Source organism: Aeromonas sp. ASNIH1, from assembly GCF_002934285.1.
Classification (GTDB): Bacteria; Pseudomonadota; Gammaproteobacteria; order Enterobacterales; family Aeromonadaceae; genus Aeromonas; species Aeromonas caviae.
The window spans coordinates 4850407-4877063 of the sequence record NZ_CP026228.1 but is presented as its reverse complement, the minus strand read 5'-3'; the positions used below and the strand labels follow the sequence as shown (position 1 = coordinate 4877063).

Annotated in this window: 25 protein-coding genes; 23 read left to right on the top strand and 2 right to left on the bottom strand. The window is 56.3% G+C overall.

The window, feature by feature from the left end; genetic code table 11:
- The first annotated feature begins 7 nt into the window (after positions 1–7).
- The 14 genes from C2U37_RS23475 to C2U37_RS23415 all read left to right on the top strand — a co-directional run bounded on the left by C2U37_RS23475 (position 8) and on the right by C2U37_RS23415 (position 13255).
- The gene (locus C2U37_RS23475) at positions 8–1150 is read left to right on the top strand and encodes a LegC family aminotransferase (protein WP_104453155.1); all 1143 of its coding nucleotides are present in this window, start codon (positions 8–10) and stop codon (positions 1148–1150) included.
- Positions 1151–1152: 2 nt separating this feature from the next.
- The gene (gene neuC / locus C2U37_RS23470; protein ID WP_045524096.1) at positions 1153–2313 is read left to right on the top strand and encodes a UDP-N-acetylglucosamine 2-epimerase; all 1161 of its coding nucleotides are present in this window, start codon (positions 1153–1155) and stop codon (positions 2311–2313) included.
- On the top strand, positions 2310–3383 hold the full coding sequence (gene neuB, locus C2U37_RS23465) for an N-acetylneuraminate synthase (RefSeq protein WP_045524098.1): 1074 nt from the start codon (positions 2310–2312) through the stop codon (positions 3381–3383). The genes neuC and neuB overlap by 4 nt, the downstream gene beginning before the upstream one ends.
- On the top strand, positions 3376–4017 hold the full coding sequence (locus tag C2U37_RS23460) for an acetyltransferase (protein WP_104453154.1): 642 nt from the start codon (positions 3376–3378) through the stop codon (positions 4015–4017). Before neuB ends, C2U37_RS23460 begins: the two co-directional genes overlap by 8 nt.
- 12 nt (positions 4018–4029) lie before the next feature.
- The gene (locus C2U37_RS23455) at positions 4030–5091 is read left to right on the top strand and encodes a nucleotidyltransferase family protein (protein WP_104453153.1); all 1062 of its coding nucleotides are present in this window, start codon (positions 4030–4032) and stop codon (positions 5089–5091) included.
- Positions 5091–6062: a Gfo/Idh/MocA family protein gene (locus C2U37_RS23450; RefSeq protein ID WP_048207996.1), complete on the top strand. Its 972-nt coding sequence runs from the start codon at positions 5091–5093 to the stop codon at positions 6060–6062. Before C2U37_RS23455 ends, C2U37_RS23450 begins: the two co-directional genes overlap by 1 nt.
- 23 nt (positions 6063–6085) lie before the next feature.
- Complete coding sequence (locus C2U37_RS23445) at positions 6086–6775, top strand: acylneuraminate cytidylyltransferase family protein (protein WP_104453152.1); 690 nt, start codon at positions 6086–6088, stop codon at positions 6773–6775.
- Entirely contained in the window at positions 6775–7545 is a 771-nt protein-coding gene (locus C2U37_RS23440) for an oxidoreductase (protein ID WP_048207994.1), read from the top strand. Before C2U37_RS23445 ends, C2U37_RS23440 begins: the two co-directional genes overlap by 1 nt.
- Positions 7546–7655: 110 nt before the next feature.
- On the top strand, positions 7656–8102 hold the full coding sequence (locus C2U37_RS25315) for an acyltransferase (protein ID WP_324056897.1): 447 nt from the start codon (positions 7656–7658) through the stop codon (positions 8100–8102).
- On the top strand, positions 8096–9364 hold the full coding sequence (locus tag C2U37_RS23430) for a lipopolysaccharide biosynthesis protein (RefSeq protein WP_233768443.1): 1269 nt from the start codon (positions 8096–8098) through the stop codon (positions 9362–9364). The genes C2U37_RS25315 and C2U37_RS23430 overlap by 7 nt, the downstream gene beginning before the upstream one ends.
- A 30-nt stretch (positions 9365–9394) precedes the next feature.
- Positions 9395–10375 carry a glycosyltransferase family 52 gene (locus C2U37_RS23425; RefSeq protein ID WP_104453150.1) on the top strand — a complete coding sequence of 327 codons (981 nt, stop codon included), beginning with the start codon at positions 9395–9397 and terminating at the stop codon, positions 10373–10375.
- A 4-nt stretch (positions 10376–10379) separates the two neighbouring features.
- Positions 10380–11471, top strand: a complete 1092-nt coding sequence (locus tag C2U37_RS24790) for a hypothetical protein (protein WP_158656309.1) — start codon at positions 10380–10382, stop codon at positions 11469–11471.
- Positions 11471–12505 carry a glycosyltransferase family 4 protein gene (locus C2U37_RS23420; protein WP_104453149.1) on the top strand — a complete coding sequence of 345 codons (1035 nt, stop codon included), beginning with the start codon at positions 11471–11473 and terminating at the stop codon, positions 12503–12505. Before C2U37_RS24790 ends, C2U37_RS23420 begins: the two co-directional genes overlap by 1 nt.
- Positions 12506–13255 (top strand): glycosyltransferase family 2 protein, encoded by a 750-nt coding sequence (locus C2U37_RS23415; protein WP_199770492.1) that lies wholly within the window; start codon positions 12506–12508, stop codon positions 13253–13255.
- A gap of 95 nt (positions 13256–13350) precedes the next feature.
- Here C2U37_RS23415 and C2U37_RS25180 read toward each other — a convergent pair whose 3' ends face one another.
- On the bottom strand, positions 13351–13515 hold the full coding sequence (locus C2U37_RS25180) for a hypothetical protein (RefSeq protein WP_225315731.1): 165 nt from the start codon (positions 13513–13515) through the stop codon (positions 13351–13353).
- A 39-nt stretch (positions 13516–13554) separates the two neighbouring features.
- Between C2U37_RS25180 and C2U37_RS23410 the strand changes: the two genes are divergently transcribed.
- The 8 genes from C2U37_RS23410 to C2U37_RS23375 all read left to right on the top strand — a co-directional run bounded on the left by C2U37_RS23410 (position 13555) and on the right by C2U37_RS23375 (position 24893).
- Positions 13555–14580, top strand: a complete 1026-nt coding sequence (locus C2U37_RS23410; protein WP_225315733.1) for a sugar transferase — start codon at positions 13555–13557, stop codon at positions 14578–14580.
- 5 nt (positions 14581–14585) lie between these two features.
- The gene (gene rfbD, locus C2U37_RS23405; protein ID WP_104453147.1) at positions 14586–15476 is read left to right on the top strand and encodes a dTDP-4-dehydrorhamnose reductase; all 891 of its coding nucleotides are present in this window, start codon (positions 14586–14588) and stop codon (positions 15474–15476) included.
- A gap of 47 nt (positions 15477–15523) precedes the next feature.
- Positions 15524–16429, top strand: a complete 906-nt coding sequence (rfbA, locus tag C2U37_RS23400) for a glucose-1-phosphate thymidylyltransferase RfbA (RefSeq protein WP_045524120.1) — start codon at positions 15524–15526, stop codon at positions 16427–16429.
- A gap of 54 nt (positions 16430–16483) precedes the next feature.
- On the top strand, positions 16484–17038 hold the full coding sequence (rfbC, locus tag C2U37_RS23395) for a dTDP-4-dehydrorhamnose 3,5-epimerase (RefSeq protein ID WP_042017517.1): 555 nt from the start codon (positions 16484–16486) through the stop codon (positions 17036–17038).
- Complete coding sequence (locus C2U37_RS23390) at positions 17035–18123, top strand: LPS O-antigen chain length determinant protein WzzB (RefSeq protein ID WP_233768442.1); 1089 nt, start codon at positions 17035–17037, stop codon at positions 18121–18123. Before rfbC ends, C2U37_RS23390 begins: the two co-directional genes overlap by 4 nt.
- Positions 18124–18271: 148 nt before the next feature.
- Complete coding sequence (locus tag C2U37_RS23385) at positions 18272–19921, top strand: PglL family O-oligosaccharyltransferase (protein ID WP_233768441.1); 1650 nt, start codon at positions 18272–18274, stop codon at positions 19919–19921.
- Between the two features lie 263 nt (positions 19922–20184).
- Entirely contained in the window at positions 20185–20838 is a 654-nt protein-coding gene (locus C2U37_RS23380; RefSeq protein WP_104453146.1) for a YceH family protein, read from the top strand.
- Positions 20839–21056: 218 nt separating this feature from the next.
- On the top strand, positions 21057–24893 hold the full coding sequence (locus C2U37_RS23375) for a DEAD/DEAH box helicase (RefSeq protein WP_104453145.1): 3837 nt from the start codon (positions 21057–21059) through the stop codon (positions 24891–24893).
- A gap of 81 nt (positions 24894–24974) precedes the next feature.
- Here the strand turns inward: C2U37_RS23375 and C2U37_RS23370 are convergent, their stop codons facing one another.
- Positions 24975–25868, bottom strand: coding sequence for a DNA replication terminus site-binding protein (locus tag C2U37_RS23370; RefSeq protein ID WP_039040220.1), 894 nt, complete (start codon positions 25866–25868; stop codon positions 24975–24977).
- Positions 25869–26398: 530 nt separating this feature from the next.
- On the opposite strand from C2U37_RS23370, the gene C2U37_RS23365 reads away from it, so the two are divergent.
- The gene (locus tag C2U37_RS23365; protein ID WP_010675316.1) at positions 26399–26608 is read left to right on the top strand and encodes a DUF1127 domain-containing protein; all 210 of its coding nucleotides are present in this window, start codon (positions 26399–26401) and stop codon (positions 26606–26608) included.
- Positions 26609–26657 lie beyond the last annotated feature (49 nt).

Below are 26657 nucleotides of genomic sequence, written 5' to 3'. Positions count from 1 at the left end.
AATCGGTATGCATACTCAATTGATACGTTTTATTCGTGATACCTACAAAACCGATGACTTCATCCCTCTTCACGCCCCGACCTTTGCCGGCAATGAACGTCAATATGTGCTCGATACCCTCGAAAGCACCTTCGTTTCCAGTGTCGGTGCCTATGTTGAGCAGTTCGAGCAGCAAATAGCCACCTTTACCGGTTCAGCCCGTGCCGTTGCCACCATGAATGGCACGGCGGCGCTGCATATCGCGCTCTATATGGCAGGTGTGCAGGCAAGGGATCTGGTGATCACCCAGCCCCTGACCTTTGTGGCGACCTGCAATGCCTTGTATCACATGGGCGCAGAACCCGTGTTTGTCGATGTATCACGCCAGAGCCTGGGTCTGTGTCCCGTTGCCCTGGCCAACTGGCTGGAAGAGCATGCGTCTCGCACCGAGACAGGTGCCATCCACAAGGCAAGCGGACGCCGCCTCAAAGCCGTCGTGCCCATGCACACCTTTGGTCATCCGGTTGAACTCGATGAGCTTCAGGCCGTGTGCGAGGCCTGGGGTATCGCCCTGGTAGAAGATGCTGCCGAGAGCCTGGGTTCCTACTACAAAGGCAAACACACGGGGACGCTGAGTGCGTTTTCCGCCCTGAGTTTCAATGGCAACAAGATCATCACCACGGGTGGTGGTGGCATGGTGCTCTGCCAGAATGCCGAACAGGGGGCGCGCACCAAGCACATTACCACCACCGCCAAGGTACCCCATCCGTTCGAGTTCTATCATGATGAACCCGGTTTTAACTACCGGATGCCCAATCTGAATGCGGCCCTCGGATGTGCCCAGATGGAAGCCCTGCCGCAATTCCTGGCGCAAAAGCGGGCGCTTGCCATGCACTATGCCGAGTTCTTCAAGGGACAGTCATGCCAGTTTGTGACCGAGCCTTCTTATGGACGCTCCAACTACTGGCTCAATGCGATTGTCTGTGAAGATCAGATCCAGCGGGATACGTTGCTGACTGAGCTGAACAAGGCTGGTGTCATGACCCGGCCTGTATGGAAGCTGATGCATCGCTTGCCCATGTTCTCTCATGCCTTGCGTGGGGAGCTTAACAATGCCGAATGGTTGGAAGCCCATCTGATCAACCTGCCCAGCTCGCCTGTCGAGGTCTGAACATGGCCAACACCATTGCCGTCTTTACCGGTACTCGCGCCGAATACGGGCTGCTCTATTGGTTGATGAAAGACATTGCCGCGGATCCCGACCTGGAGCTCAAGCTGATCGTCTCGGGTACGCACTTGTCCCCCGAGTTCGGCCTGACCTATCAGCAGATAGAGCAGGATGGCTTCAAGATCGATGAGCGCATCGAGATGCTGCTCTCCTCCGATACCTCTGTGGGGGTGGTCAAAAGCATGGGCGTGGCCTTGCTCGGGCTGGCAGATGCATTGGCCCGCTTGCAACCGGATGTGCTGGTGATCCTGGGGGATCGCTTTGAAGCGCTGGCGGCAGCCCAGGCGGCCATGTTGCAGCGCATACCGGTAGCACACCTCCATGGTGGCGAGATCACCGAGGGGGCTTATGACGACGCCATTCGCCATGCCATTACCAAGTTGAGCTACCTGCACTTCACGGCCGCCGAGCCCTATCGACAGCGAGTCATTCAGTTGGGGGAGGCGCCTGAACGGGTGTTCAACGTGGGTGCCGTCGGTCTGGACCACATCATCAAGACACCGCTGCTGTCCATGGACGAGCTGCAATCCTCTCTTGGGTTTACGTTGGACTCACCGTTCTTCGTGGTGACCTATCACCCCGTGACTCTGGCCGATGAACCGGCCAGGGAGAGTTTCAGTGCCTTGCTGGCGGCGTTGGATAACTATCCCGACCATCAGGTTATCCTGACGTACCCGAATGCAGATGACGGTGGTCGAGCCATCATTCCACTGCTTGAGCAGTATGCGACAGCCAATCCTGCACGCGTGCTGGCCATCCCGTCTTTGGGTTACAGACGTTACCTGAGCGCGGTGAAACACTGTGCCGCCGTGATCGGCAACTCGTCGAGCGGCATCATCGAAGTGCCTTCTCTGGGTGTCCCGACCATCAATATCGGCCAACGCCAACAAGGGCGCCTGGCAGCGAAGAGTGTGCTTCATTGCGACGCGAAGGCAGAGGCCATTACGCAATGCATTGCCAAGGCCTTGCAGCCTATGGGCCCGGATGCTTATGTCAATCCTTATGGTGCAGGGGACGCCAGCGGCCAAATCGTGGCACGCCTGAAGCATTTTGCCATCCCCACCATCAAACAGTTCCATGATCTCGACAGGAGTCCGTCGCCATGATCCGCATCATCGCCGAAGCCGGCGTCAACCATAATGGCGACGAAGCACTCGCCGTGGCACTGATCGATGCTGCCCACCGGGCAGGCGTCGATGTCGTCAAGTTTCAGACTTTCAAGGCGGCCAATCTGGTGACCCGCCAGGCCAAGCAGGCTGCTTATCAAACCGCCAACACCGGCAAGGAAGAGAGCCAGTTTGCCATGCTCTCCCGCCTTGAGCTTTCGTTCGATGCCCATCTTCGTCTGATCGCCCATTGCGAGTCTCTCGGTATCGCGTTTCTGTCTACCGCCTTCGATACCGAGAGCCTGGACTTTCTGGTGAACCGGTTGAAGTTGCAGACCCTCAAGATCCCGTCCGGGGAACTGACCAATGCGCCTTTCGTACTGGCCCATGCTCGCACCGGTTGCGAGTTGATCGTCTCGACCGGTATGGCCACGTTGGCAGAAGTGGAGGCGGCCCTGGGGGTGATAGCCTTCGGATTGACCGCGCCGCAGGATGCGCAGCCCGGTGAGGCCGCCTTCATGGCTGCCTATGCCAGCGAGGCAGGTCAGGCCGCTCTTGCCAACAAGGTGACCCTGCTGCATTGCACGACCGAGTATCCGGCGCCCATGGTGGATATCAACCTCAAAGCCATGGATACCCTGTCGCACGCCTTCCGGTTGCCGGTTGGTTATTCGGATCACAGCCAGGGCATCACCATCCCGGTGGCGGCAGTCGCCCGTGGAGCCTGCCTCATCGAGAAGCACTTCACGCTGGATCGCAACATGGAAGGGCCTGATCACAAGGCTTCTCTTGAACCCGATGAACTGGCCGCCATGGTGAAAGGGATCCGCGATGTGGAACTGGCACTGGGAGACGGCATCAAAGGGCCTCGCCCGAGCGAGATCAAGAACAAGGAGATCGCACGCAAGAGCCTGGTCGCTGCCTGCGACATTGAGGAGGGCACCATCCTCTGTGCCGACAACCTCGCCATCAAGCGCCCTGGCGATGGAATGAGCCCCTATGCCTACTGGCAGCTCCTGGGGCAACCGGCCAAACGTGCCTATCAGGCGGGTGAGCCTATCCGTGAATAAACCGGTCATCGTCCTCGGGGCAGGGGGGCACGCCTCGGTGCTGGTCGACATGCTGCGCAGCCAGGGAGTGGTTCCCATCGCCCTGGTTGCGCCCGCCGCAGGTACAGCGCGCGCCGCACTGGCTGATATTCCCCTCTGGCATGACGAGGAAATACTGACCCACCATCCGGATGAGGTGGTGTTGGTCAATGGCATCGGCTCCTTGCCGGGCAACCCGCTGCGCGCCACGCTGTTTTCCCGTTATCGCGCCCTTGGTTACCGCTTTGCAAGCGTCGTCAGCGCACAGGCCATGGTCTCTGACTACGCCGTGCTGGAAGAGGGGGCCCAGGTCATGGCGGGGGCCATCATTCAGGCGGGTACCCGGATAGGTGCCAACAGCATCATCAACAGTGGTGCCATCGTGGATCACGACTGCCATCTGGGAGGCGACAATCACGTCGCACCGGGCGCCGTGTTATCCGGCGGTGTGGTAACGGGTGAGAGAGTCCATATCGGTACGGGAGCTGCCGTGATCCAGGGCATATCAATTGGCTCTGATGCCGTGGTCGGGGCCGGCGCCACGCTGACGCGCCCTCTTGGAGAAAAGCAGATTGCATACGTTGCCCGGGGCAGCGTAATGCCTATCAAGCAGTAAAGGATGGATTGGATGAGCAAAAATTGGGAAAAAGTGGTGTTGTCGCCGGCACACTCGGTGCGTGATGCCCTGGCCGTGATCAATGAAGAGGCACTGCGGGTTTGCCTGGTCGTGGATGACGCGCGGCACTTGCTGGGCGTCGTGACCGATGGCGATGTTCGCCGCGCCATCCTGAACAATGTCTCCCTGACGCAAAGCGTCACGGCCGTGATGAATCCCACCCCCATCACTGTCTCGGCCAAACTGACCCGTGCGCAGTTGCTGGAAACCATGCGAGCGCGAAGCGTTCTTTCCCTGCCGGTGGTCGACGATGCAGGCAAGCTGATTGGGCTGGAAACCTGGGAGCAGGCGGCAAAAACGCCGAACTATGACAATCCCGTGTTCATCATGGCGGGGGGATTTGGTACCCGGCTACGCCCGCTGACCGACAGTTGCCCCAAGCCCATGCTCAAGGTGGGTGACAGGCCGATACTGGAGACCCTGCTCAGCCAGTTCCTCAAGGCAGGCTTCAAGAACATCTACATCTCCACCCACTATATGCCCGAGCAGATCACCGATTATTTTGGCGATGGCTCAGCCTGGGGGGCCAATATTCGTTACGTCTATGAAGAGACCCCGCTGGGAACCGGCGGCGCCCTGGGTCTGCTGCCCGCCGACATGCCGGCCCTGCCGCTTATCATGATCAATGGCGACGTGCTGACCACAGTGGATTTCAATCGTCTGCTCGATTTTCATGTGGAAAACGGTGCTGATGCCACCATGTGTGTGCGTGAATATGATTACCAAATTCCTTACGGCGTCATCACGGGTGAGGGAAACAAGATCACCAGCATGATTGAAAAGCCGGTCCATCATTTCTTTGTCAATGCCGGTATTTATGTCGTTGGCCCCCATATCGTCCAATCGGTGCAGAAAGGCGAGCGTGTCGATATGCCGACACTGCTTGAACGACACATGCAGGCAGACAAGCAAGTATTGATGTTCCCTATCCATGAATACTGGTTGGATATCGGTCGCATGGAAGACTTCCATCGCGCTCAATCGGATATCTCTTCACTGGGGCTGCACTCATAATGGAACGTATTGCTGTCGTTGGCCTCGGTAATATCTCGGTTCGCCACAGAAGAAACTTAAAGCACCTTTATCCATCCGCTTCCATCTACGCCATGTCAGCCAGTGGTCAGGCTGCCGCAGCGGATATCAGTGATTGTGATGTACTCGTCTCTTCAGTAGAGGAACTTATCCAGCATCGCATTGATTTTGCGATCATCGCGTCCCCAGCGACCTTGCATGCTGCCCATGCCATCCCTCTGATAAAAGCGGGCATTCCCGTTCTGATTGAAAAACCCCTGGCGGCATCGCTTGCCGATTGTGAGGCCATTCAGGCGGCCAGCCATGAGCACAATACTCCGGTGGCTGTCGGATATTGCCTGCGTTATTTACCGTCGGCCATGCTCATGAAAGATCTGTTGACTGAGCAGAAAGTGGGCCGCTGCTACCATGTCCAGGTTGAAACCGGGCAATACCTGCCTGATTGGCGCCCCAGCAAAGATTTTCGGCACAGCGTTTCTGCTCGTGCCGAGTTGGGGGGAGGAGTGTTGCTGGAGCTCAGTCACGAGTTCGATTATATCCAGTGGCTGCTTGGACCACTTCAAGTCAAATACGCAAGCCTGTCTTCTTCCGAAGAGCTTGGCCTGTCGGTTGAGGACATGGCCGATATCATGCTTGGCGACAAAACGGGCGCCATTGCCACGGTTCATCTGGATTTTCTCCAACGAAAAGCACATCGCAAATGCCGCGTGATTGGCAGTGAAGGTACGTTGGAATGGGACCTGATTCAAAATTCGGTCTCCTTGAGCTCGGCCAACGGTATTGAGGTCATTCATTGTGAGCCCGCCTGGGATAAAAACCAGATGTACCTCGGCATGATTGCCGATTTTGTCAATCTTATTCAGGGTGCCAAGCATCACAGCATCTCTATCGATGACGCCACACGAACGGTTGCATTGATCGAAGCAATCAAAGCGTTCTCTCATCATCGATAACACCTAACCGGATCTCGAATCAGATGAAAAATTTTGCGTTCATTTTCGCCCGGGGCGGCTCAAAAGGGTTGCCAGGAAAGAACATTCGTCCATTGGCGGGAAAACCGTTGTTGCAATATTCCATCGATACGGCGCTGGCATCACCATCGATTAGCCAGGTGTTTGTTTCTACGGATGATGCTGCCATTGCCAGCGTTGCAATCTCATCCGGCGCGGTGGTTATAGAGCGCCCATCCGAATTGGCGACAGACACCAGCCCGGAGTGGCTGTCCTGGCGACATGCCATTGAATGGGCGATCGCGCATTATGGGGCATTCGATGGTTTCATCAGCTTGCCGGCAACCAGCCCGCTGCGCAGTGTGAGTGATGTTGAAGCGGCCATTGCCAAACGTCGTGAGCAAAATGCCGATATCTGTATCTCCGTTACGCCAGCCAACCGCAGCCCCTATTTCAACATGGTAAAGGAAACGGTGGATGGCTGGGTCGAGTTGGTCAATAAACCGGCGGGCGATGTTGCTCGGCGTCAGGATGCGCCTCCGGTTTTTGATATCACGACAGTGGTATATGCGACGACACCTGCCTTTGTGCTTGAACATTACGGGCTGTTCTCGGGGAAAGTCACCAGTATTGAGGTGCCGAAAGAACGAGCGGTCGATATTGACGATATTTACGACTTCAAACTGGCAGAAGCTATCGTAGGAGAGCAGAAATAATGGAACAGCTGTTGAACGAAAAACGCATTCTGGTGGCCGGTGCCGGCGGCTTGCTGGGCTCTCGTCTGGTGCCTGCCATTCTTGCCCAGGGCGGCAAAGTTATCGCGGCAGATATCAATGTCGATGCCATGGCCCAGCGTCTTTCCACTCAGGGTGTGGATACGGCAGACGACAATCTGACGTTGATACAGCTGGATGTGACCAGTGAGGAAAGCCTCAAGGCATTTTTTGCGCAACAAGAACATATGGATGGGGCTGTCAACACGACCTATCCGAGAAACAAAACCTATGGCGCGCATTTTTTTGATGTGTCCCTTGCCAGTTTCAATGAAAATCTTTCACTCCATCTTGGTAGTGCTTTCCTGTTTACCCAGCAATGTGCGTCTTATTTCAAAGCACATGAAACAGCCTTTTCATTAGTCAATATTTCATCCATATATGGTGTTGTTGCACCTAAGTTTGATATTTACAACAATACCAAAATGACCATGCCGGTCGAGTATGCGGCGATCAAATCCGCGATACAGCATTTGAGCAAGTATGCGGTAGCATATGTCAATGACAGCCGTTTCAGGGTAAACAATGTGAGCCCGGGTGGCATATTTGATCATCAGCCAGATGCATTTTGTCAGGCATACAAGAGCCACACCCATGGTGCAGGCATGCTGGATGTGTCGGAGATCATCGGCAGCATCATGTTCCTGTTGTCAGATCAGGCCAAATATGTGACTGGGCAAAATATCATAGTGGATGATGGTTTTTCGCTATGAGAAGAATAATAGATAGATTGAAATTTCTTTGGTCGGCCCCTCGGTTGGGGCCTGACATGCCCCTGACTTACTTCCTCTGTTTTTCGAGGAGACTGGCCCATAAAATCTGCATGCGCAAATTTTCATATTTTGGGGAGGGTGCTGATTTTCGTCTTGGTGCTTATGCGATTGAAACCGGCAGGATTTCCTTGGGGAAAAATGTCGTCATAAGACCAGGTTCAATGCTATTTGCATCCCCTCAATCAGACTTTTCTATCCAGATCTCAATCGAAGAGAATGCAATGCTGGGGTCCGGGGTGCATATCTATGTATCCAATCATGCCTTTAATGACGTGACCAGGCCTATTATTCAGCAGGGGCATCAGGATGTTAAACCAGTCTGTATTGGTAAAGGCGCCTGGATTGGCGCAAACGCTATTATTCTTCCTGGTGTAAGTATTGGCGAAAACAGTGTCGTTGGGGCGGGCAGCGTGGTTACTCGCTCTATTCCCCCACGTGTCGTTGCCTGCGGTAACCCGGCGAAAATCGTGAAGCGGCTGGATGACGAGGCATGTTGAAACTGACCGGGATGCTGAGAAACTCAACGATTTACTTGGCTTCGAATATATTAAATGCCTTAGTCCCGTTCCTGTTGCTGCCCATATTGACGCGCTATCTGACACCTGATGAATACGGTCAGATAGCCATGTTTCAGACACTGATCACGGGGCTGGCCGCACTGACGGGGCTAAACGCAGTAGGGGCTGCCAACCGCAAATTCTATGACAAGCACGATGCTTCTGCCCTTGCCTTGTTCAATGGCACCTGCCTGCATATCCTGCTGCTCAGCTCACTGACCCTCGGGGTTGTCTGCTTCTTTTTGTCGGCGGAGCTCAGTCAATGGCTGAATATACCCACCTCATGGGTGTATTTTGCGCTTGTTATTTCCAGTGCCAATTTCATTATTCAGTTCAGATTGGGACAGTGGCAAATCAGAGAGCGGGCAGTTTCTTTCGGCGTCATGCAAGTCAGCCAAAGTGTCCTTGTACTGATATTGTCATTGGCGTTGATTATCGGGTTTCAGCAGGGCGCCGCCGGACGTGTTGATGCGCTGATGGCAACCAGTGTCGTGTATGCCGTATTAGGACTGCTGTTGCTTTATCGGGATCGCTTGCTGGTTTTATTGCCCCTGAAGAAGGCATTTTTCAAAGAGGCGCTTTCTTTTGGGGTCCCTCTGGTACCACATGTGGTTGGGATATTCTTGTTGAGCTCGATAGACAGGTTCTTTATCAACCGGCAGTTGGGGGTGGCAGAGGCGGGTATCTATATGCTTGGCGTACAACTCAGTCTTGGGATGGCTGTCGTATTTGATGCCATCAACAAGGCGCTGGTACCCTGGCTGTTCAGAACCCTGTCGGACAATAACCCTCATCAGTTGCAACGACTGGTCAAGTTCACTTATCTGTTCTTTGTCATTGTTTCCGGTCTGGGAGCCCTTTCATTCATCGTCGGCCCCTGGGTGGTCACATGGGTAGCAGGCGCCGAGTATCAAAGGGCAACGACGGTCATCGGATGGCTATGCCTTGGGCAAGCCTTTGGTGGAATGTATCTGATGGTGGCCAATTATATCTTCTATGCCAGAAGAACCGGTGCCTTGTCTGCCGTCACTATCTCCACCGGATTGTTGAACATTGCGCTGCTTGTCTACCTGATCGAGCATATGGGCATAGTGGGCGTTGCAATGGCTTTCGCTATCTCGATGTGCATTCGATTTTTTGCCACATGGTGGCTGGCATCACGGGTCAGTGCTGTTTCCTGGCGTATCACCTATAAAAAATAATATTGCAATAAACTCAGCGGATCTCCAACAATGAATCTTTTTGTCTGTTACACGCATCTCCAGTTGGTTATTGCATCACGCATTATTGCACACCGGAATCTTCTTCCTGACGATGTGGAACTATTTTATATCAGTAAAATAGATAATGATGTCACAAAAAACACACTGCAGGACATGAGAGAAATTTGCGGTAAAGTGACGTTTATTCATATGAAGTTGAAATATCCGCTCTACTTCCCGGCTATTTTCAGACATTTCTTTAAGCGACGCTATGATGCTGTATTTGTTTCCTCTATCGACAATATATTAATTCATTTTATTTTATCGAGAGTTGGCTTCGAACATTTATATACATTTGATGATGGCTCGGCCAATATCATCCCTGGTAGTATTTACTATCAGGACCCAGACGTGAGACTTTTTATAAGAATATATAGATGTATCTTGATGATTCATTATGACATCTTAAATGTAAAACAGCGTAGCCAATGTCATTATACAATTTACCCACAGCATAAAAACATAATCTCCAATACGATCCCTATTAACTTTACATCAATTTCTACAGGAGATGAAGGTAATGTGGAAAGCGCGGGGTTAAAAAAATCTTCATGTAATGTAATGATTGGTGCTGTATATGCATCTCTATTTGGTTCGGAAAAAAACATTAGGTCAAATTTAAATAGGTGCTGGTCAATATTAAAGTCAGAAGATAGAGACACATTCTATTTGCCTCATCCTAGAGAGCGAACAGACTACACACCTAATTATATAAATAAAATCAATGCGAAATATATTGCAGAGCAAGAAATTATAATGCTTTTAAAAGAGTATGAATATGTATATTTATATGGCTTTTTAAGTTCATGCCAAATAAATCTTGCGTATCATCCAAAAATTGTAAATAGAATTTTTTATTCGACAGCATTAAGCCCTGCCTTTAACAATGCAATTAAGTCACAAAGCTACAACTCATTTGAGATTATTGACATAAACGAGGCAGAGAAATAATTACATGTATGCATTCAACATAGCATTAGTTTTTCTATCTGTATTATGTTTTCTTCTAAAAATATCTACCGGTGGAAGTGTATTCGCGTTCGTTGGTGGCGTGATTTCTATTTTACTATTTTTTGCTACATCAAGAAAACTTGCTCCAGTTGCCTTGATCGTGTGTGCGGCAGTTGGTTTTTATATATTCTTATTTGGCTTTATCAATAATAGTATAGAGGGAAGAAACTACTTCTTATATTACTTCTATTTTCTCTCATCTTTATCTCTTGCCATCTCTATACGTCGATTAAGAATAGACTATGCGGTATCTCAAACTTTATTGATTGTGTCGCTATTATGGTTCATATATCAGGTGGCCCATCTCGGATATAATCCTGATGCATATAATGATTTGATAGATGGGAGTAGAAATTTCATAAGTGGATACATGATAATTTTCATGGTTTACTACTTATATGCATGTAAGCTATATGAAAAAAATATATTCATTTTCTATCCAATACTAATAACCCTATCATGTTTCATTCTTTATGGTCGGAGTGGTATTGCCTTATCACTTGTTGTTTTGTGTCTATCCATACTCACTAAATATGGTAAGGCATATGTTTTATTAATATTGACTGTCGCTGTAGTTATAGGCATTTCATATGCAATCGAAATATCAACATTAATACAGAGCAGTAATTTTGCTCATGGTGTCGAGTCAGAGCGAAGCCTAATGCTGGCACAGTATTTAGATTCAATAAACAGCCCGTATGATGTTCTATTTGGCGTAGATTTTTTTAAATGCTGTGATTTGATTGCTAGATTTGATGGGAATCCACATAATACATTTATAATGTTGCACGCTCGATTTGGTATCTTTCCATTTTTACTGTTTATAGCGTTCTATATATATCAATTCATTAGTGGGTTCATAATTAAATATTGGTATTTTAATGTTCTTGCTATTATAGTCATCATTCGATATGCATTAGACCAATTTGGACTTTTTGGACCAGCTGACTTTATTCTATTTTCTATTCTAATAAGTACAGTGCAGGGTCAAAAAATTACCTCAAAAGAAAAGTTAAACTTGATAGGTAAATCGTAATGAATGTTGTGGTTTTCATTGATGATATAACAATGTCCGGTGGCACTGAGAGGGTCGCAACATTTATCGCGAATAGCCTCGCCAATCATCAATATAATGTCAGCATTGTTTCCTTGATGGGCAAGAATACAACTCCCTATTATTCATTGTCGACTGATGTAAGTTATGACATATTGGATGGGGCTTCACCGATAAATCTGGCGCGTGCATTGTATCAGCATAAAAACGATACCATTATATCCGTCTCTATGGGCAGATTGTCGTTCAAGCTGTCACTGCTACATTCACTGTTGAGATTAAAAGGGAAGCTAATCTTAAGTGAACATATTGCCTATGAGACCTCCCCCTGGTGGATTCGTGCTTTAAAACGCTTAAGCTATCATCTTGCGGATGAGTTGGTGTTATTGACACAACATGATCAATCCATTCTCGATGGAAAGGTCAAAGCCAATGTGAGTGTTATTTCCAACGCCAGTGCATTTCCGGTGCAAGGTGCAGATAGCCTGGCACAAAAGAAAAAAGTCGTCCTGGCGGTTGGTCGTCTCACCTATCAAAAAGCATTTGATCGTTTATTGCATATCTGGGCTGCTATCGACGATAAAAAGGGGTGGGAGCTGCGTATCATCGGAGATGGAGAGGATCGCGACAAGTTGCAAAAGATTGTCGATGATCATGCGCTTGCTGACACAGTTTCCTTGCTCCCCGCGGCCAAGAACATTGACATTGAGTATGCCAATGCGAGCATTCTGGCGATGACCTCCCATTATGAAGGCCTTCCTCTGGTATTGATAGAATCGAAGTCTTTTGGATTGCCGGCGGTTGCATTTGATTGCAAGACCGGGCCAAGAGAAATTATCAGCGAAGGTGTTGATGGATTCCTGGTATTGGATGGTGACATGGAGGCATACAAGGACAAGTTGGTCTATTTAATGAACTCGGATGATGCACGAAGAAATATGCAGCTCGCAGCCTTGTCTGCAGCAGAACGCTATTCACCCGAGATCATTGTCAAACAGTGGATGAGGTTGATATAAATGCCATTTGAATCAGTGTCTATTATCATGCCCGCTTATAATGCGGCAAGATATATAAGGCATAGTGTTGAATCTGTATTGTCCCAATCATTTGGCGATTGGCGCCTCTATATTGTTGATGATGCATCAACAGATGACACAGCGAATGTTGTGGCAGATATCCATGATGATAGAATCGAATATATCCTGCTCAAGGATAATGGTGGTGTAGCCAATGCCCGCAATGTCGGCATTCAATCAGCCAAGGGCAAGTATATTGCTTTTCTGGATAGTGATGATCTCTGGGAATCAAACAAACTGGAAAAACAGATATCTTTGCTGGAGCAAGGGTATGCTGTGGTGTGTGGCAATTACTCTACTTTTCTCTCTGATGACATTGATCGCACCGTGGCAGTGCGAACCAGTCCGATGGAATTCAGCTACAAGGATATGCTGAACAGCAACCGGATCGGAAATCTGACGGGAATATATAACCGCGAACTGCTTGGCACATTTTACCAAGAGCGCTGTGGGCATGAAGATTACCTGATGTGGCTTGCAATAATGAAGGTTGCAAAAAAGGCTGCCTGCGTTCAAGACATCGTTGCTCGTTATAGATTGAGTTCAAACTCATTATCTGCAAATAAATTGACCGCAGCAAAATGGCAGTGGCATATCTATCGGCACAAGTTGTTGTTAAGTTTGCCAGATAGTTTGTATCATTGGCTCAGCTATGTCGTCATCGCGTTGAAAAAACGAATTCGCGAGTAGAATTAGAAAGTTATGTATTTATTTGACCTTTATTTCGATCTCTGGGGGTAACTTTGTCCTTTCAACGCCGTCACTCACGCTGGTATGAACGTGTGTTATTCAGCCCTCCTGCCTTGTTCATCTTCGGGGCCTTGCTTGCGGTTTGCCTGCCTGCCATTGAGCGATGGGGCCTGGAATTTTGGCATCACCTCGATGCCGTCCGGATCAATACCCTGAGCGGTGCCTTTGTGGCGTTTCTGCTGACCGGGATTGTGCTGCATCGCTTCCTGCGCTATCCGGGCGCAAGTCCCGTGGCCTATATGATCCCCACGGTGACCACCCTCTATGGTGCCCTGGTCGGCATTCTCTTCTTCCTGCGGCTGCCTTACAGCCGCCAGGTATTGTTCGAGTCGTATCTGGTTGCCTTGCTTTGCTGCTGGCTCGCCTACTTCATCGGCCGCCGTTACCGGACCCCCAAATACGCCTTGCTACCCTTTGGGGACTATCAGGCCCTGACCCGGCACGAGTGTGTGCAGTGGCGTCTGCTGGACAAACCCGATCTCGGGGCCGTGCGTTATGACGCCGTGGTGGCAGATCTTCGGGATGAGAAGCTGGCGGGTGAGTGGGAGCGTTTCCTGGCGCGCTGCGCCCTGTCTCACATTCCCGTCTATCACATCAAGCAGATCAGCGAGACCCTGACCGGGCGCGTGAAGATCGATCATCTGCACGAGAACCAGCTTGGTTCCCTTTTGCCGTCCCCCGTCTATGCCTTCATCAAACGTGGAATGGACATTCTGGCCGCGTTGATCGCGATTCCGCTGTTCTCCCCCCTGATGCTGGTGACGGCGATCCTCATCAAGCTGGAGAGTCCGGGCCCCGTGATGTTCCTGCAAAACCGGGTAGGAAAGGGGAACAAGGATTTTCGCATCTACAAGTTCCGCAGCATGTGCAAGGATTCGGAAAAAGCCGGCGCCCAGTTTGCCCAGGACGGCGACATGCGCGTCACCCGGGTGGGCAAGGTGATCCGCAAGCTGCGCATCGACGAGCTGCCGCAGTTCTTCAACGTCCTTAAAGGGGACATGAGCCTGATTGGGCCAAGACCGGAGCAGCGCACGTTCGTCGATCAGTTCGAACGGGAGATCCCCTTCTACATGTACCGTCATATCGTGCGGCCCGGGATCAGTGGCTGGGCGCAGGTGGTCCACGGTTATGCCGCCGATGCCGATGATACCCGCATCAAGATCGAGCACGATTTTTACTACATCAAGCACTTCTCCCTCTGGCTGGATGTGCTCATCGTGTTCAAGACCATCCGCACCATCCTGACCGGTTTTGGCGCGCGGTAATCCCGATGCGGATCTTGTTGCTGGGGGCTCGTGGCCAGTTGGGACGAGCCCTTTTTTCTGCCCTTTGCCGGGATTATCCCCATTGGCAGGTGACGGCCCTTGGCAGGGATGCGTGTGATATCACCGACCCCGGTGCGCTGATCTGCGCCCTGAACCGCCATCAGCCTGATGTCATCCTCAACGGTGCGGCCTATACGGCAGTCGATCTCGCACAGAGCCAGCCCGAGCTGGCAGAGCGTATCAATCATCAGGCCGTCGCACTGCTTGCCCGGGAAGCCGGTGCCAGGGGGGCGCTGCTGGTACATTTTTCCACCGACTATGTGTTCGATGGCTCCGGCAGCGCTCCCTGGCGCGAGGTGGATGTGCCTGCCCCGCTCAATGTCTACGGTGCCAGCAAGCTGGCCGGAGAGCAGGCCATTCAGGGGCTGTGTCCCCATCATCTGATCGTGCGCACCAGCTGGGTTTATGGTGGGGAAGAGGCACACTTCGCCCGAGCCATCTTGCGCCGTGCCAACGAGGGCCAGCCCCTTGAGGTGGTGGCGGATCAGTGGGGGGCGCCGACCCAGGTGGACTGGCTGGCAACGTCCGTTCTCCTGGCGCTGACACAGGTCGTAAAGGCGCCAGACAAGGGCGGCCTCTATCATCTCTGCCCCGCAGGCGAGACGAGCTGGCATGGCTTTGCATCGGCCCTGGTTGAGGAAGGTTGTCGGCTTGGTCTGCTGGCACAGCCCGTTCCGATAAAACCCATTCCATCTGCAAACTGGCCTCAGGCAGCCCGTCGGCCATCCAACTCCAGGCTCGATTGTCGACGGTTTGCCACTGTGTTCGGGATCCAGATCCCGGCCTGGGAAGGGCTGATGAGCCGCTGGCTTGCCAGTCAGTGTGAAGGTGAATGACGTGACGCGTGTCTTGATGGCTCTCTGTTCTTTTCTGGAGGTGTTCCATGCACCAGCGTAAAGGCATCATCCTGGCCGGGGGATCCGCCACCCGTCTCTATCCGGCGACGCTGGCCATCAGCAAGCAACTGCTGCCGGTCTATGACAAGCCCATGATCTATTACCCCCTCTCAACCCTGATGCAGGCGGGTATCCGTGAGATTCTCATCATCAGCACGCCGCTGGATCTGTCCCGCTTCGAGCTGCTGTTGGGGGATGGCAGCCAGTGGGGGATGCAATTTTGCTACGCGGTGCAGGAAGAGCCTGCCGGGCTGGCCCAGGCGTTGCTCATTGCGGAGCCCTTTCTGGCCGGCAACCCCTGCTGCCTGATTCTGGGGGACAACATCTTCTATGGCACCGAGCTGCCCCGCCAGTTGCAGCGCGCGAGCGCCAAGACGCAAGGCGCCACCCTGTTTGCCTATCATGTACAGGATCCCGAACGTTACGGTGTGCTGGGGTTCGACGGTGAGGGGCGGGTCGAGTCGATCGTCGAGAAGCCGGCATCTCCTGCCAGTCAATACGCAGTGACGGGCATCTATTTCTACGATGCCACGGCAAGCGAGATTGCCCGGGGCCTGCGCCCTTCGTCACGGGGAGAGCTCGAGATCACCGATGTCAATCTCCATTATCTGGCACAGCAAAGTCTGGAGGTCTGTTTCATGGGGCGTGGTGCTGCCTGGCTGGATACCGGGACCCATGACAGCCTGCAGGAGGCGAGCAGCTTCATCCAGACCCTGGAGAAACGCCAGGGGCTCAAGGTGGCCGCTCCGGAGGAGATCGCCTGGCGCCAGGGCTGGATCTCTGACGAGGCGCTGGCGTCACTGGCACAGCCACTGGCAAAAAGCGGGTATGGCGCCTATCTGTTGCGTCTGTTGCAAGAGCCCTTTGGCAAAATGCACCCCGATTGGGATTGATAAGGCACTCCATTGGGTGATATATCCTTGCCCATTATTCCAAAGAAAACACCTATGCACTTTATTTCATTGAAGATTCCGGATGTTATCCAGATCCGCCACCAGCGTCATCCAGATGAGCGGGGCGACTTCATGGAGCTGTTTCGCCACGATCTCTTCACCCGCAGATGCGGTGATTTTTGCTTCGTTCAGGACAATCTGAGTCGTTCCCGACAAGGGACACTACGGGGGCTGCATTATCAGCGCCAGCGGCCCCAGGGCAAGCTGATACAGGTGCTGGCAGGCACCATCTTCGACGTGGCCGTCGACGTGCGCGCCGGGAGCCCGACCCTGGGCCAGTGGGTGGGGGTGTCGCTCTCGGCCGAGGAGGGAACCTCCCTCTGGATCCCGCCAGGTTTTGCCCACGGTTTTTATGTTCAGAGCGAATGGGCCCAGGTGCTCTACAAATGCACCGATTATTACGCTCCCGAGCTGGAAGCCTCCCTTCACTGGTCGGATCCGACACTGGCTATTGAGTGGCCCCTCATGGACAATGTGCCATTACGCTTGTCAGAGAAAGACCGTCACGCCCCTCTCTGGCAATCACCTCATCTTCAGAGCCCGATATGAACAAACAAGTATTCGATAATTCAGACAGTCAGTTGCCCCAGGGTTGGCAAGCCTCTTCCGGTGATGAAATCGATCTGCGTGAGCTGATCCTGGTCCTGTGGCGCCAGAAAATACTGATCCTGCTGGTCGCAGGCGTCTTTGCCGCAGCAGGTATCGCCTATGCCCTGCTGGCCCCCCAGGTCTGGGTCAGCCAGGCCGAGATCAAGTCGCCCACCCTCAAGGAGGTGGAGTCCCTCGAGCTCAACATCAACCAGCTGGTCAATGCTCAGGTACCGGTGGCGGCTTTTACTGCCTTTGACAAGAAGGCGCTCTATGGCGACTTCGTCAACAACTTCAACAGCTTCAACAACAAACGCCAGTTCCTGCTGGAAAGAGGCTATCTGGATGCCGAGGCCGCGCAGGCCGACGTCACAGATCCCAAAGGCAAGCGGCTGCTGCTCAAGAAGATGGCCGAGGGGATCAGCGCCAAGGCGCCGGACAAGTTGCGTGAAGAGGTGACGCTCTCCTTTGCCGCGGCCACGGCGGGGGAGGCCAAATCCCGGCTGGAGCAGTACATCGCCTTTATCCAGCATCAGGAGTCGGCGGCCAAGGGCAAGGAGCTGTATACCATCTGGCAGAACCGCATCAAGACGCTGCAAACCCAGTTCGAGAGTGCCAAGGCCGATACCCTCAAGCAGTTGCAAGACGATATTCTGCGTACCGAATATGGTCTGCGCATTACACAGGCGGCCGGGCTGGAGGCGCCGGTGCAGAATCTGCAGGAGCAGGGGAGCCTTCCCATCGATCTGGGGGCGCGCGCCCTCGCCGAGAAGCTCAAGATCCTCAAGGAGATCAAGAACCCCGAGTTCCTCAACCCGGCGCTGAGCGACCTGCGCCTGCAGTTGGGCAGCCTTCAGGCCATCAAGCTTGAAGCACAGCCCTTCCAGTCGTTCGCCTATCTGGCTTCGCCGAGTGAGCCCCTGAGCCGCGAACAGCCCAAGCGCCCTCTGGTGGTGGTGCTGGCTACCCTGCTCGGCGGCATGCTGGGGGTGGGCATCGTGCTGGTGCGCCATGCGTTTCGCCGACCGGAATCGGCACAAGGATGATTGAAGTGAACAAGGGGGGCTCTGCCCCCCTTCATGTATGGCGTGTCGGAAGAAAACGAGCATGAGCATGACACAACAGGGAGCAGTGACGGTGACGTCGACGACTGGGATATTGGGGGTTGTCAGCCTCCTTTACTGGTTGCTTGGCATGCATTTTTTCATGCACAACCCGGGCGGGGCAGGGCTCTATCTGCCGTTCAATGCCTGGGGCTGGATCTTCGCCAGCCTGGTGATGGCCCTGGGGCTGTGGCATGTGACCCTCAGCCAGCGGCTGGTGGTCTCGCCGCTGCTGACGGCCCAGTGGCTGGGGGGCCTCTTGTTGTTGCTGCCCATGGCCTATCCGGGAGCCGAGCTCAAGGACTATGCCATTCCCCGGCTGCTGGGGCTGTTTGCCGGCCTGCTGTTTCTGGCAAGCCTCTATCAGTGGCGATTCGGCCGCGAGGGGCGAGACAGGCTGCTCTATCTGCTGCTGGGGGCCGTTGCCATCGAGGCGCTGCTCGGCCTGGTGCAGTATTACCTGCTGGTGCCGGGCAACTGGATTGGGTACGACACCCAGACCAACCGCCCCTATGGCATCTTCCAGCAACCCAACGTGATGGCGAGCTTCATGGCGACCGGCCTGTCACTGGCCATCTGGCTGGAGCTGCGCGGTGATGCCAACCCCTGGCTCAAGGGGCTGCGCTATGGGGTGATCCTGGCCACTTCTCTGCTGCTGGTCATCTTGCAATCGCGGGTCGGGCAACTGGGCGGCATGATGGCTCTCTTGCTGCTGTCTGCCCAGCTGGGTCGTGAGCGGCGGCTGGGCCGGATGCTCGCGCTGGTAGCGCTGGGCATCTTGATCGGGCTGGTTTCGCAATACCTGATGGCCGGAGCCAGACGAGGGCTGGAGATCTACCAGTCCGGCGGCATGCGCTCCATCTACTGGCCCTACGCCGCCAAGCTGATTGCCCAGATGCCCTGGACCGGTTGGGGCTATGGCAGCTTCGAGTCGGTGTTTCTCCATCACTACATGGCCGACAAGGCGCTGAACCCGGCCATGGTGCAGATCGAGTACAACCTGGATCACCCCCACAACGAGTTTCTCTACTGGGCGGTGGAAGGGGGTCTGGCCCCCATGCTGGGCATGGTGCTGATGGGCGGGGCCCTGCTGTGGCGTCTGAGCCGGGCGGGCTGGGTCAAGGGCGCCGCCTTGCTTGCGCTGGTGACCCCCATCTTGCTGCACACCCAGACCGAGTACCCCTTCTACCACGCCATCGCCCTGTGGTGGGTGCTGCTGCTGCTCCTGTATGCGATGGATGCGGAGGTGGAGGAGCAAGACCACGGCAACTGGCGCGACCATCTGTGCCGCCCCTGGTTGCTGCTGCGCTTCATGGCCATCGCCATTCCCCTGATCGTCATCCCCTTCATGCTGACCGCCATGCATACCGCCTGGGTGGTGACCAAGTATGAGCGGGGCGGTTACAAGCAGCCTGCGCTCCTGCTCGACATCGTCAACCCCATGGCCTGGCTGACCCGGGTGGAGTTCGACGTGAACGCGGTGCGCCTCATGGTCGGTCTGCAGGCCAACAACAAGGCGGAGCTTGAAGCCTACCTTGACTGGGGGCAGGCCTTCGTGCGGCATACCCCGAGGGCCAACATCTACGCCAACATGGTGATCGCCCTCAATGCCCTGGGGCGCACGGCGGAGGCGGACAACCTGCGGGCAAGCGCCCTGATGCTCTATCCGGGTGAGCCTTTGCTCACCGTGTCGGCCGCAAGAAAGGTGGCCGCGACCCTGGAGCGCAAGCCCTCTTCGTGAGGGCCGTTTCAATCTGTCAACCATCACGGCCGCCTTTGCGGCCGTGATGGTTTTTGTGCCCGCCTCGTTGAAGGGGGAGGGGGCTGGTTGCCAAAGAGGTTCCCGGCCATCCGTTCACCTCGCCCGCGCACCGCAGCCGTTTTGCTGTACAAGGTTGCAGCAAGGGTTTCATCGGCTCGCAAAAATGGGGTTATCTGCTGGACGGCGCAAGCGCCTTGGCTAAGATAACCGTCTTAACGTCTTGTTTGGCAAGGGAGTATGACATGGAGATAGTACTAGGCCCATTAGAGGCCCGCGTGATCGGCTGCCTGATTGAGAAAGAGATCTGCACGCCGGATCAGTACCCTCTCTCGCTCAATGCACTGGTCAATGCCTGCAACCAGAAGAGCAACCGGGAACCCGTGCTGGAGCTCGCCGAGCTGGATATCCGCGCCGTGATCGACGAGCTGATCCGCCGCCGTCTGGTGGTCAATACCGCCGGTTTCAACGCCAGGGTGCCCCGCTATCAGCATCGTTTCTGCAATACCGAGTTCGGCGAGCTGAAGTTCTCGGCCCAGGAGCTCGGCATCATCTGCGAACTCTTGCTGCGTGGCCCGCAGACCCCGGGTGAGCTGCGTTCGCGCACCAACCGGTTGTGCAGCTTTGACGATGTGACCGAAGTGGATGCCGTGCTGGCCACTCTCATCGAGCGGGGGCCCTATGTGGTGAAGCTGCCCCGTGAGCCGGGCAAGCGGGAATCCCGCTACGCGCACCTGTTCAGTGGCGAGGTGGATCTGCAGGCGCTGGCCGACGCGGCGCCCGCTGGCAACCTTGTGTCACCGGCGGCAGACAGACTGGCAGCGCTCGAAGAAGAGGTCGAGCTCCTCAAGGGGCAGTTGCAGGGGCTGGAAGCCCGTCTGGCCCGGCTGGAAGGCTGAGCCAACAATCTGTTTCCAGAAGGCGCTGCGGCGCCTTTTTTGATGACAGCGCCCCTCCTGCGGCCCGTTGCCCGGTGGCAGGGGCGAGTGCCCTGTCAGCCCTGTCGCTCGCGTACCCATCAAAGGCGCCAGCTTTTTTGCACTATTTCGCGCTTAAGGGTCGAGCCGCCGCCGCTTTCCCGTTAAAATTCCGCCTTTGCACTTGCCCGTGAGTTCTGATGTCAGCCTTCACCCTCTCTTCAGATTGCCATGCCCTGCTGTGCGAGCTGCAATTGCAGCGCGCCGCCAGCACTCGTTACCTGCAAGACACCCTCTATGCCCCGGGCGCACCCGGGCGTGCGCTGCTCGACACCCTCGATCAGTTGCAGCAGTGGGGGCTTGTCCGTCAACGAACGGAGCAGCAGTGGAGTCTGACGGCAGAGGGAACCCTGACCCTGATCCTGGCGGTGCGTGCGGGGGAGTGCCCCATGCCGCAGTGGTCCCGCATCCCCTCGGTCACGGGCCTGGAGCGGGCACAGGAGGTGGTGCGTGAGCTCTGTCTGGGAGATGCGGGGCAGATCCCGGCCTATTACCAGAGTGCCGAACTCCTGAGCCTCCTGGATCTCCCCGATGCTCCCCGCCTGCTGGCAGGCTCCAGCCCCGCCTGGCAGGCCCTGCTGCTCGAGCACTTCGCCCTGCAGGCCCTGCTTGACGCAGAGCCTGACGAGGGCTGGCCGCTGGCAACGCTGGTCGCCTCCTGCTCCCCGGCGCTCTCTGGCCTGATCCAGGCTCGCGCCCGAGAATGGGAGTGGCTCTGCGGTTCCTTTGAGGGCGAGGTAACCACTCACTGGCCTGCACTGCAACAACTGGCGCAGCAGGGGGATGAGCAACCCCTGGCCGAGCGGCTGCTGGGGGCGCTTGGCCAGTGGCAGGGGCAAGAGGCGTCGCCCTGGCCCCGGATGTTCAGCGCCCTGCTCTGGCTCGGCTGGTTGCAACAGGCAGATCCGGTGCAGGGGAGCGAGCAGCGCAAGAAGTGGCAGCGCAGTCTGGGCAATCACTCCCCCCTGCTGGCCGATCTGCTGGGGCAGTGGGCCGGAGATCGCCACGGCCAGGCGGTCGGCCTGTTCGATACCCTGCAACTGCCGCTGGAGGAGCTCCACTGGGGTTACCTCTGGCTCGATCTCTGCGCCCTGGCGCGCCACGGCGAGCAGAGCCCCCAGGTGACCATCTTGCACAAGTGGGACCTCTCCCACGTGCTGGACGCCGAGCCTCGGCATCGACTGATGGCCTTCTGCCAGGATCTGCTGCGACTCCTGCTTGGCCGGGAAGCCGCCCATTGGCCCCTGCGCGCGTTGCGCCCTGCTCAAGGGGAGGAAGAGGATGCCACCGAGGAGGAAGGCAAGGCCCCCGCCTCGGCAAGCTGGCTCAACTGGCTGCAGGGGTTGGGACGCTCGAGCGGGGTGCGCAAGCCCCAGGAGCGGCTGGTCTGGCTGCTCCACGCGGAGGGGCCTGAGCTTGAGTGCAAGATCCAGAAGCAGAGCACCAAGGGGGAGTGGACCGCCGGGCGAAGGGTCGATCCGGCCCTGCTTTCCACCCAGTACGCCAGCCTGCTGGACGAGGCTGACTGGGCACTGGTGCGCACCCTGCCGCGCAACATGGGCAAGTTGCCCCGGGATGCCTGGGTGCCCCTGGCAAACCATCCTCGCCTCTTCAATGCCAAGGGGCAGAAGCTGCAACTGGCCGTCAGCGCCCCCCTGCTGCAACTGGTACAGAGCGGGGAGGGCATGAGCGCCAGACTACATCCTGCTCCCGCCACCCGCGGTGCGCACATCGTCCCCCTGGCTCAGGATTTGTGGCAGCTTATTCTGACACCGCAGGCACTGCTGGACAGATTACCGGCCCTGGAGGCCATTCCGGCATTGCCGCCAGCCGGGCTCGAGGAGCTGCAACGCACGCTGGATGCGATCCCCGATCTCCCCTGGCACAGCCAGGTGGCGGGGCTCAGAGGCAATGCCGAGCTGGCCCCCTGGCCCGGCGTTCCCTCCGTCCTGCTCGACTGGCAGGAGGGGCAGCTCGTGGTCCAGCTGGTGACCCGGGAGGGGGACCTGCCGCCCTTGCCTCTGGGCAAGGGGGAGGCCATCGTGCGCCAGGGTATCCGGGAGTATCACTACTGGCAGCGGGATCTGGCTGCCGAGAAAGAGGATGCCCAGCGCCTTCGCAACCAGTTGCCCATCGGCCTGCCCGGCAACGAGTGGAAGCTGGACGGGGAGCAGGCGCTCACCCTGGTCAACGCCCTGCCCGAGCTGGTGGACGCCGGTGTGGTGGTGCACTGGCACCAGGACAGCGCCCGCCTCAAGAGCCTCGATGAAGCGGCCCTGAGCCTGCGCATCGAGCGGCGTCAGGACTGGTTCCAGGTGGAGGGGGCGCTCTCGCTGGACGAGCACCAGATCCTCGATCTTCGCCTCATCCTGCGCCAGCTGACTCCGGGCCAGCGCACGGTGCAGCTCGACGAGAAGACCAGCCTGATGCTGAGCGACAAGCTGGTGGAACGCCTCACCGTGCTCGGCGCCATGCTGGACAACGAGCAGCGCATCAACAACAAGCTGGCCTATCCGCTGGCCCGCCTGCTCTCCGTCATCACCACCGAGGGGGATGCCGCCTGGCAGAACCTTCAGCAGGAGTGGCAGCAGGAGGTGAGCTGTCCCCCCGAGCTGCTGACGGCGCTGCGGGACTATCAGAAGGAGGGGGTACGCTGGATGGCGACCCTGGCCCATCACGGCTTTGGCGCCTGTCTGGCCGATGACATGGGTCTGGGCAAGACCTTGCAGGCCCTCATCGTGCTGCGCATGCGCCAGCACCTGGGCCCGGCGCTGGTGGTGGTGCCCAAGTCAGTGGTCACCAACTGGCAGGAGGAGGTGGCCCGCTTTGCCCCCGAGCTCGAGGTGGTGGTGTTCGACCATCCCGCCGAGCGGGAGACCCTGATCCAGGGGGCCAGGGCCGGACAGATCGTCCTGGTCAACTACGGCATGCTCGGCAGTCTCTCCCAGGCGCTCAAGTCCCGCCGCTGGTCGAGCATGGTGCTGGACGAGGCACAGCAGATCAAGAATGCCGGTACCCAGCGCGCCAAGCTGCTGTTCCAGCTCGACGGGGATTTTCGCCTCGCCCTCTCCGGCACCCCCATCGAGAACCATCTGGGGGAGCTGTGGAGCCTGTTCAGCTTCATCAACCCCGGCCTGCTCGGGAGCCTCGGGGAGTTCAAGCGCCGCTTTGGCAAGGCGGTCAAGGATCCCCAGCACATGGCGATGCTGCGGGCGGTGATCAGCCCCTTCATCCTGCGCCGCCTCAAGCAACAGGTGCTGACGGAGCTGCCGGACAAGACCGAGATCATCCATCACATCAGCCTCTCCCCCGAGGAGCGTCAACTCTACGAGGCGACCCGGCGCGAGGTGGTGCAGCAGGTGCAAAGTGCCGATGGCCGTGCCCTGATGCATGTGCTGAGCGGCCTGACCCGGCTGCGCCGACTCTGCTGCTCCCCCCAGCTGGTGATGCCGGAGTGGTCCCAGACCAGCAGCAAGCTGGACGAGGCGATGGCGCTGCTGGACGAAGCCATCGATGGTGGCCACCGGGTGCTGGTGTTCAGCCAGTTTGTCGATCTGCTGAGCCTGCTGCGCAGCCGTATCGAACAGCGGCAGTGGGACTACTGCTATCTGGATGGGGGCTGCTCGGCCAAGTCCCGTCAGGAGTCCATCCTGCGTTTTCGCCACGAAGCGGTGCCGCTCTTCCTCATCAGTCTCAAGGCGGGGGGCACGGGCCTCAACCTGACCCAGGCCGACACCGTGCTGCACCTCGATCCCTGGTGGAACCCGGCGGTGGAGGATCAGGCGAGCGATCGGGCGCACCGCATGGGCCAGACCCAGCCGGTGACCGTCTATCGCCTGGTGTGCGAGCAGACGGTGGAGGAGAAGATAGTGGCGCTGCACGACGAGAAGCGGGCACTGGCCGACGGCCTCCTGAGCGGCCAGTCCGAGGTGAAGGGGCTGGATGTGGAGAGCCTGCGGGCACTGCTGATGAGCTGACGGCGATGGGCTGTCGCCCGATGTGACAAGGGGAGCATCCGTGATGCTCCCCTTGTCGTTTGTGGCGGTGCCGAGCCTGCACTACCCCTGATAGAGGTAGAGGTGCAGCCGCTCTATGATGGGGTCACCGCCAATCTTGCGATCCCGGCGTGCCTGGCGCAACTTGGGCGGGTAGTGGCCCAGATGGGTGACGGCCGGCTGGGTATCGGAGCAGAGCAGCAGGGGAAGGCTCGCCTTGATCTGCTGCTTGCGGGGCTCCCGGTCCTGCCAGAGCAGGTTGATCATGGGGTGGGTCTTGACCGGCCTGCGGATCCGCAGGGCGGCATCCGCCGGCAGGCGGCGAATGTCGTATACCTCCTGATCCACCATCTTGCTCCACTCTTCGTTGTCAAAGAGCGCCGGTACATACCGGCGGCTGCGCTCCAGCATCTCCAGCACCTGCTCCCGGCTGAGGCGGCTGATGCTCTGCTTGTCGGCCCAGGTGAAACCCAGCGAATGGAGATCCCCCTGAAGCCAGGTCAGCTTGCGATAGACCTGCAGGGTGATGACGCCGGGCAGGGCGCCGTGCACCAGCTCGAACTTCTCGTCCCGCCCGCCCGCCGCCTGCACCATGGCCTTGAAGGCGAGCTTGTGCGCGTTGATCTCCTCGATGACGGGGGCCAGCTCCCTGGCACAGGCGGCAGGAAAGCGCAGCCAGCCGGGCAGACGGTGGGTCGCCTTGGTGGAGCAGCCGGGGCGGGCGCTGTGGTCCTGAAAGGCGGCGAGAGTGGCGGCCAGGGCCGCCTCGCCCGAGAGATAGCCTACCTCGATGGCCTCGATGGGCTCATGCTCTTCCCCCTGGGCCACGGCCGGGAGGGGATAGACATGAGCCTCCAGCAGGTCGAGCTGGCCCAGTTGCCGGGCAAGGCGTGCCAGCGACGCCTCCAGCAGGGCCATCTGTTGACGCAGGGCGGCGGTGGGGGTAAAGGTGTCCATCGGCAGATCCTGTGTGTGTGCCGCTCCCCTGTTCAGCATGATATTGGGGCAGTGTGGGGAGGCAGCATGATAAACCACTGTATAAATAACCATACCAGTATGACGGCAGGGTGCCAAGTGTCCGGTGCCACCCTGAGGATGGGGGTGACATGGGGGCATCCGGTTCAGGTTGCCTGTTCGTATCTTTTTGTTAAATAACGATCTTGTTGCGATCTATTTGTTAACAAACTCTGGTGGCCGAGAGTTTGCACCCTGCTGACTCGGTGTCGTGCCGTGCATAGCTAGCGTGGGAAAGTGCATAGTTAGAAGTGGGTGGCGCAGGAGAAAATGCTGCCAGACTGACAGGGGGAAAGTTTAAACGTTATTTCATTTTAAAATCATATGGTTATGGTTATTGCCCTGGCGATATCAACCATTACTTTTACTAATGTCATGTATCAAAATTCGTCAATTGAGGCACCTCCCCGCCCTGACTAAGCTTTGCGCATCAAATCCGAGCCTTGCGCAGAACGAGAGAGAGGAGCCATATCATGGCCAACATGACTTATACCGAAGCCGGTTACCAGCATTCCAGCGAATCGAATCTGGTTGCTCGCGTCAAGATGACCGTCCTGACCTGGCTGGAACGCAGCCGCAGCCGCCGCCAGCTCTCCGAGCTGCCCGCCTACCTGCTCAAGGACATCGGTCTGAACGAAGCCGACCGCTATCAAGAGACCACCAAGCCGTTCTGGCGTGGTTGATCAGCCGGGCATGGATGCCTTGTTTTTCTGCTGATCCCAGGGGCATGAT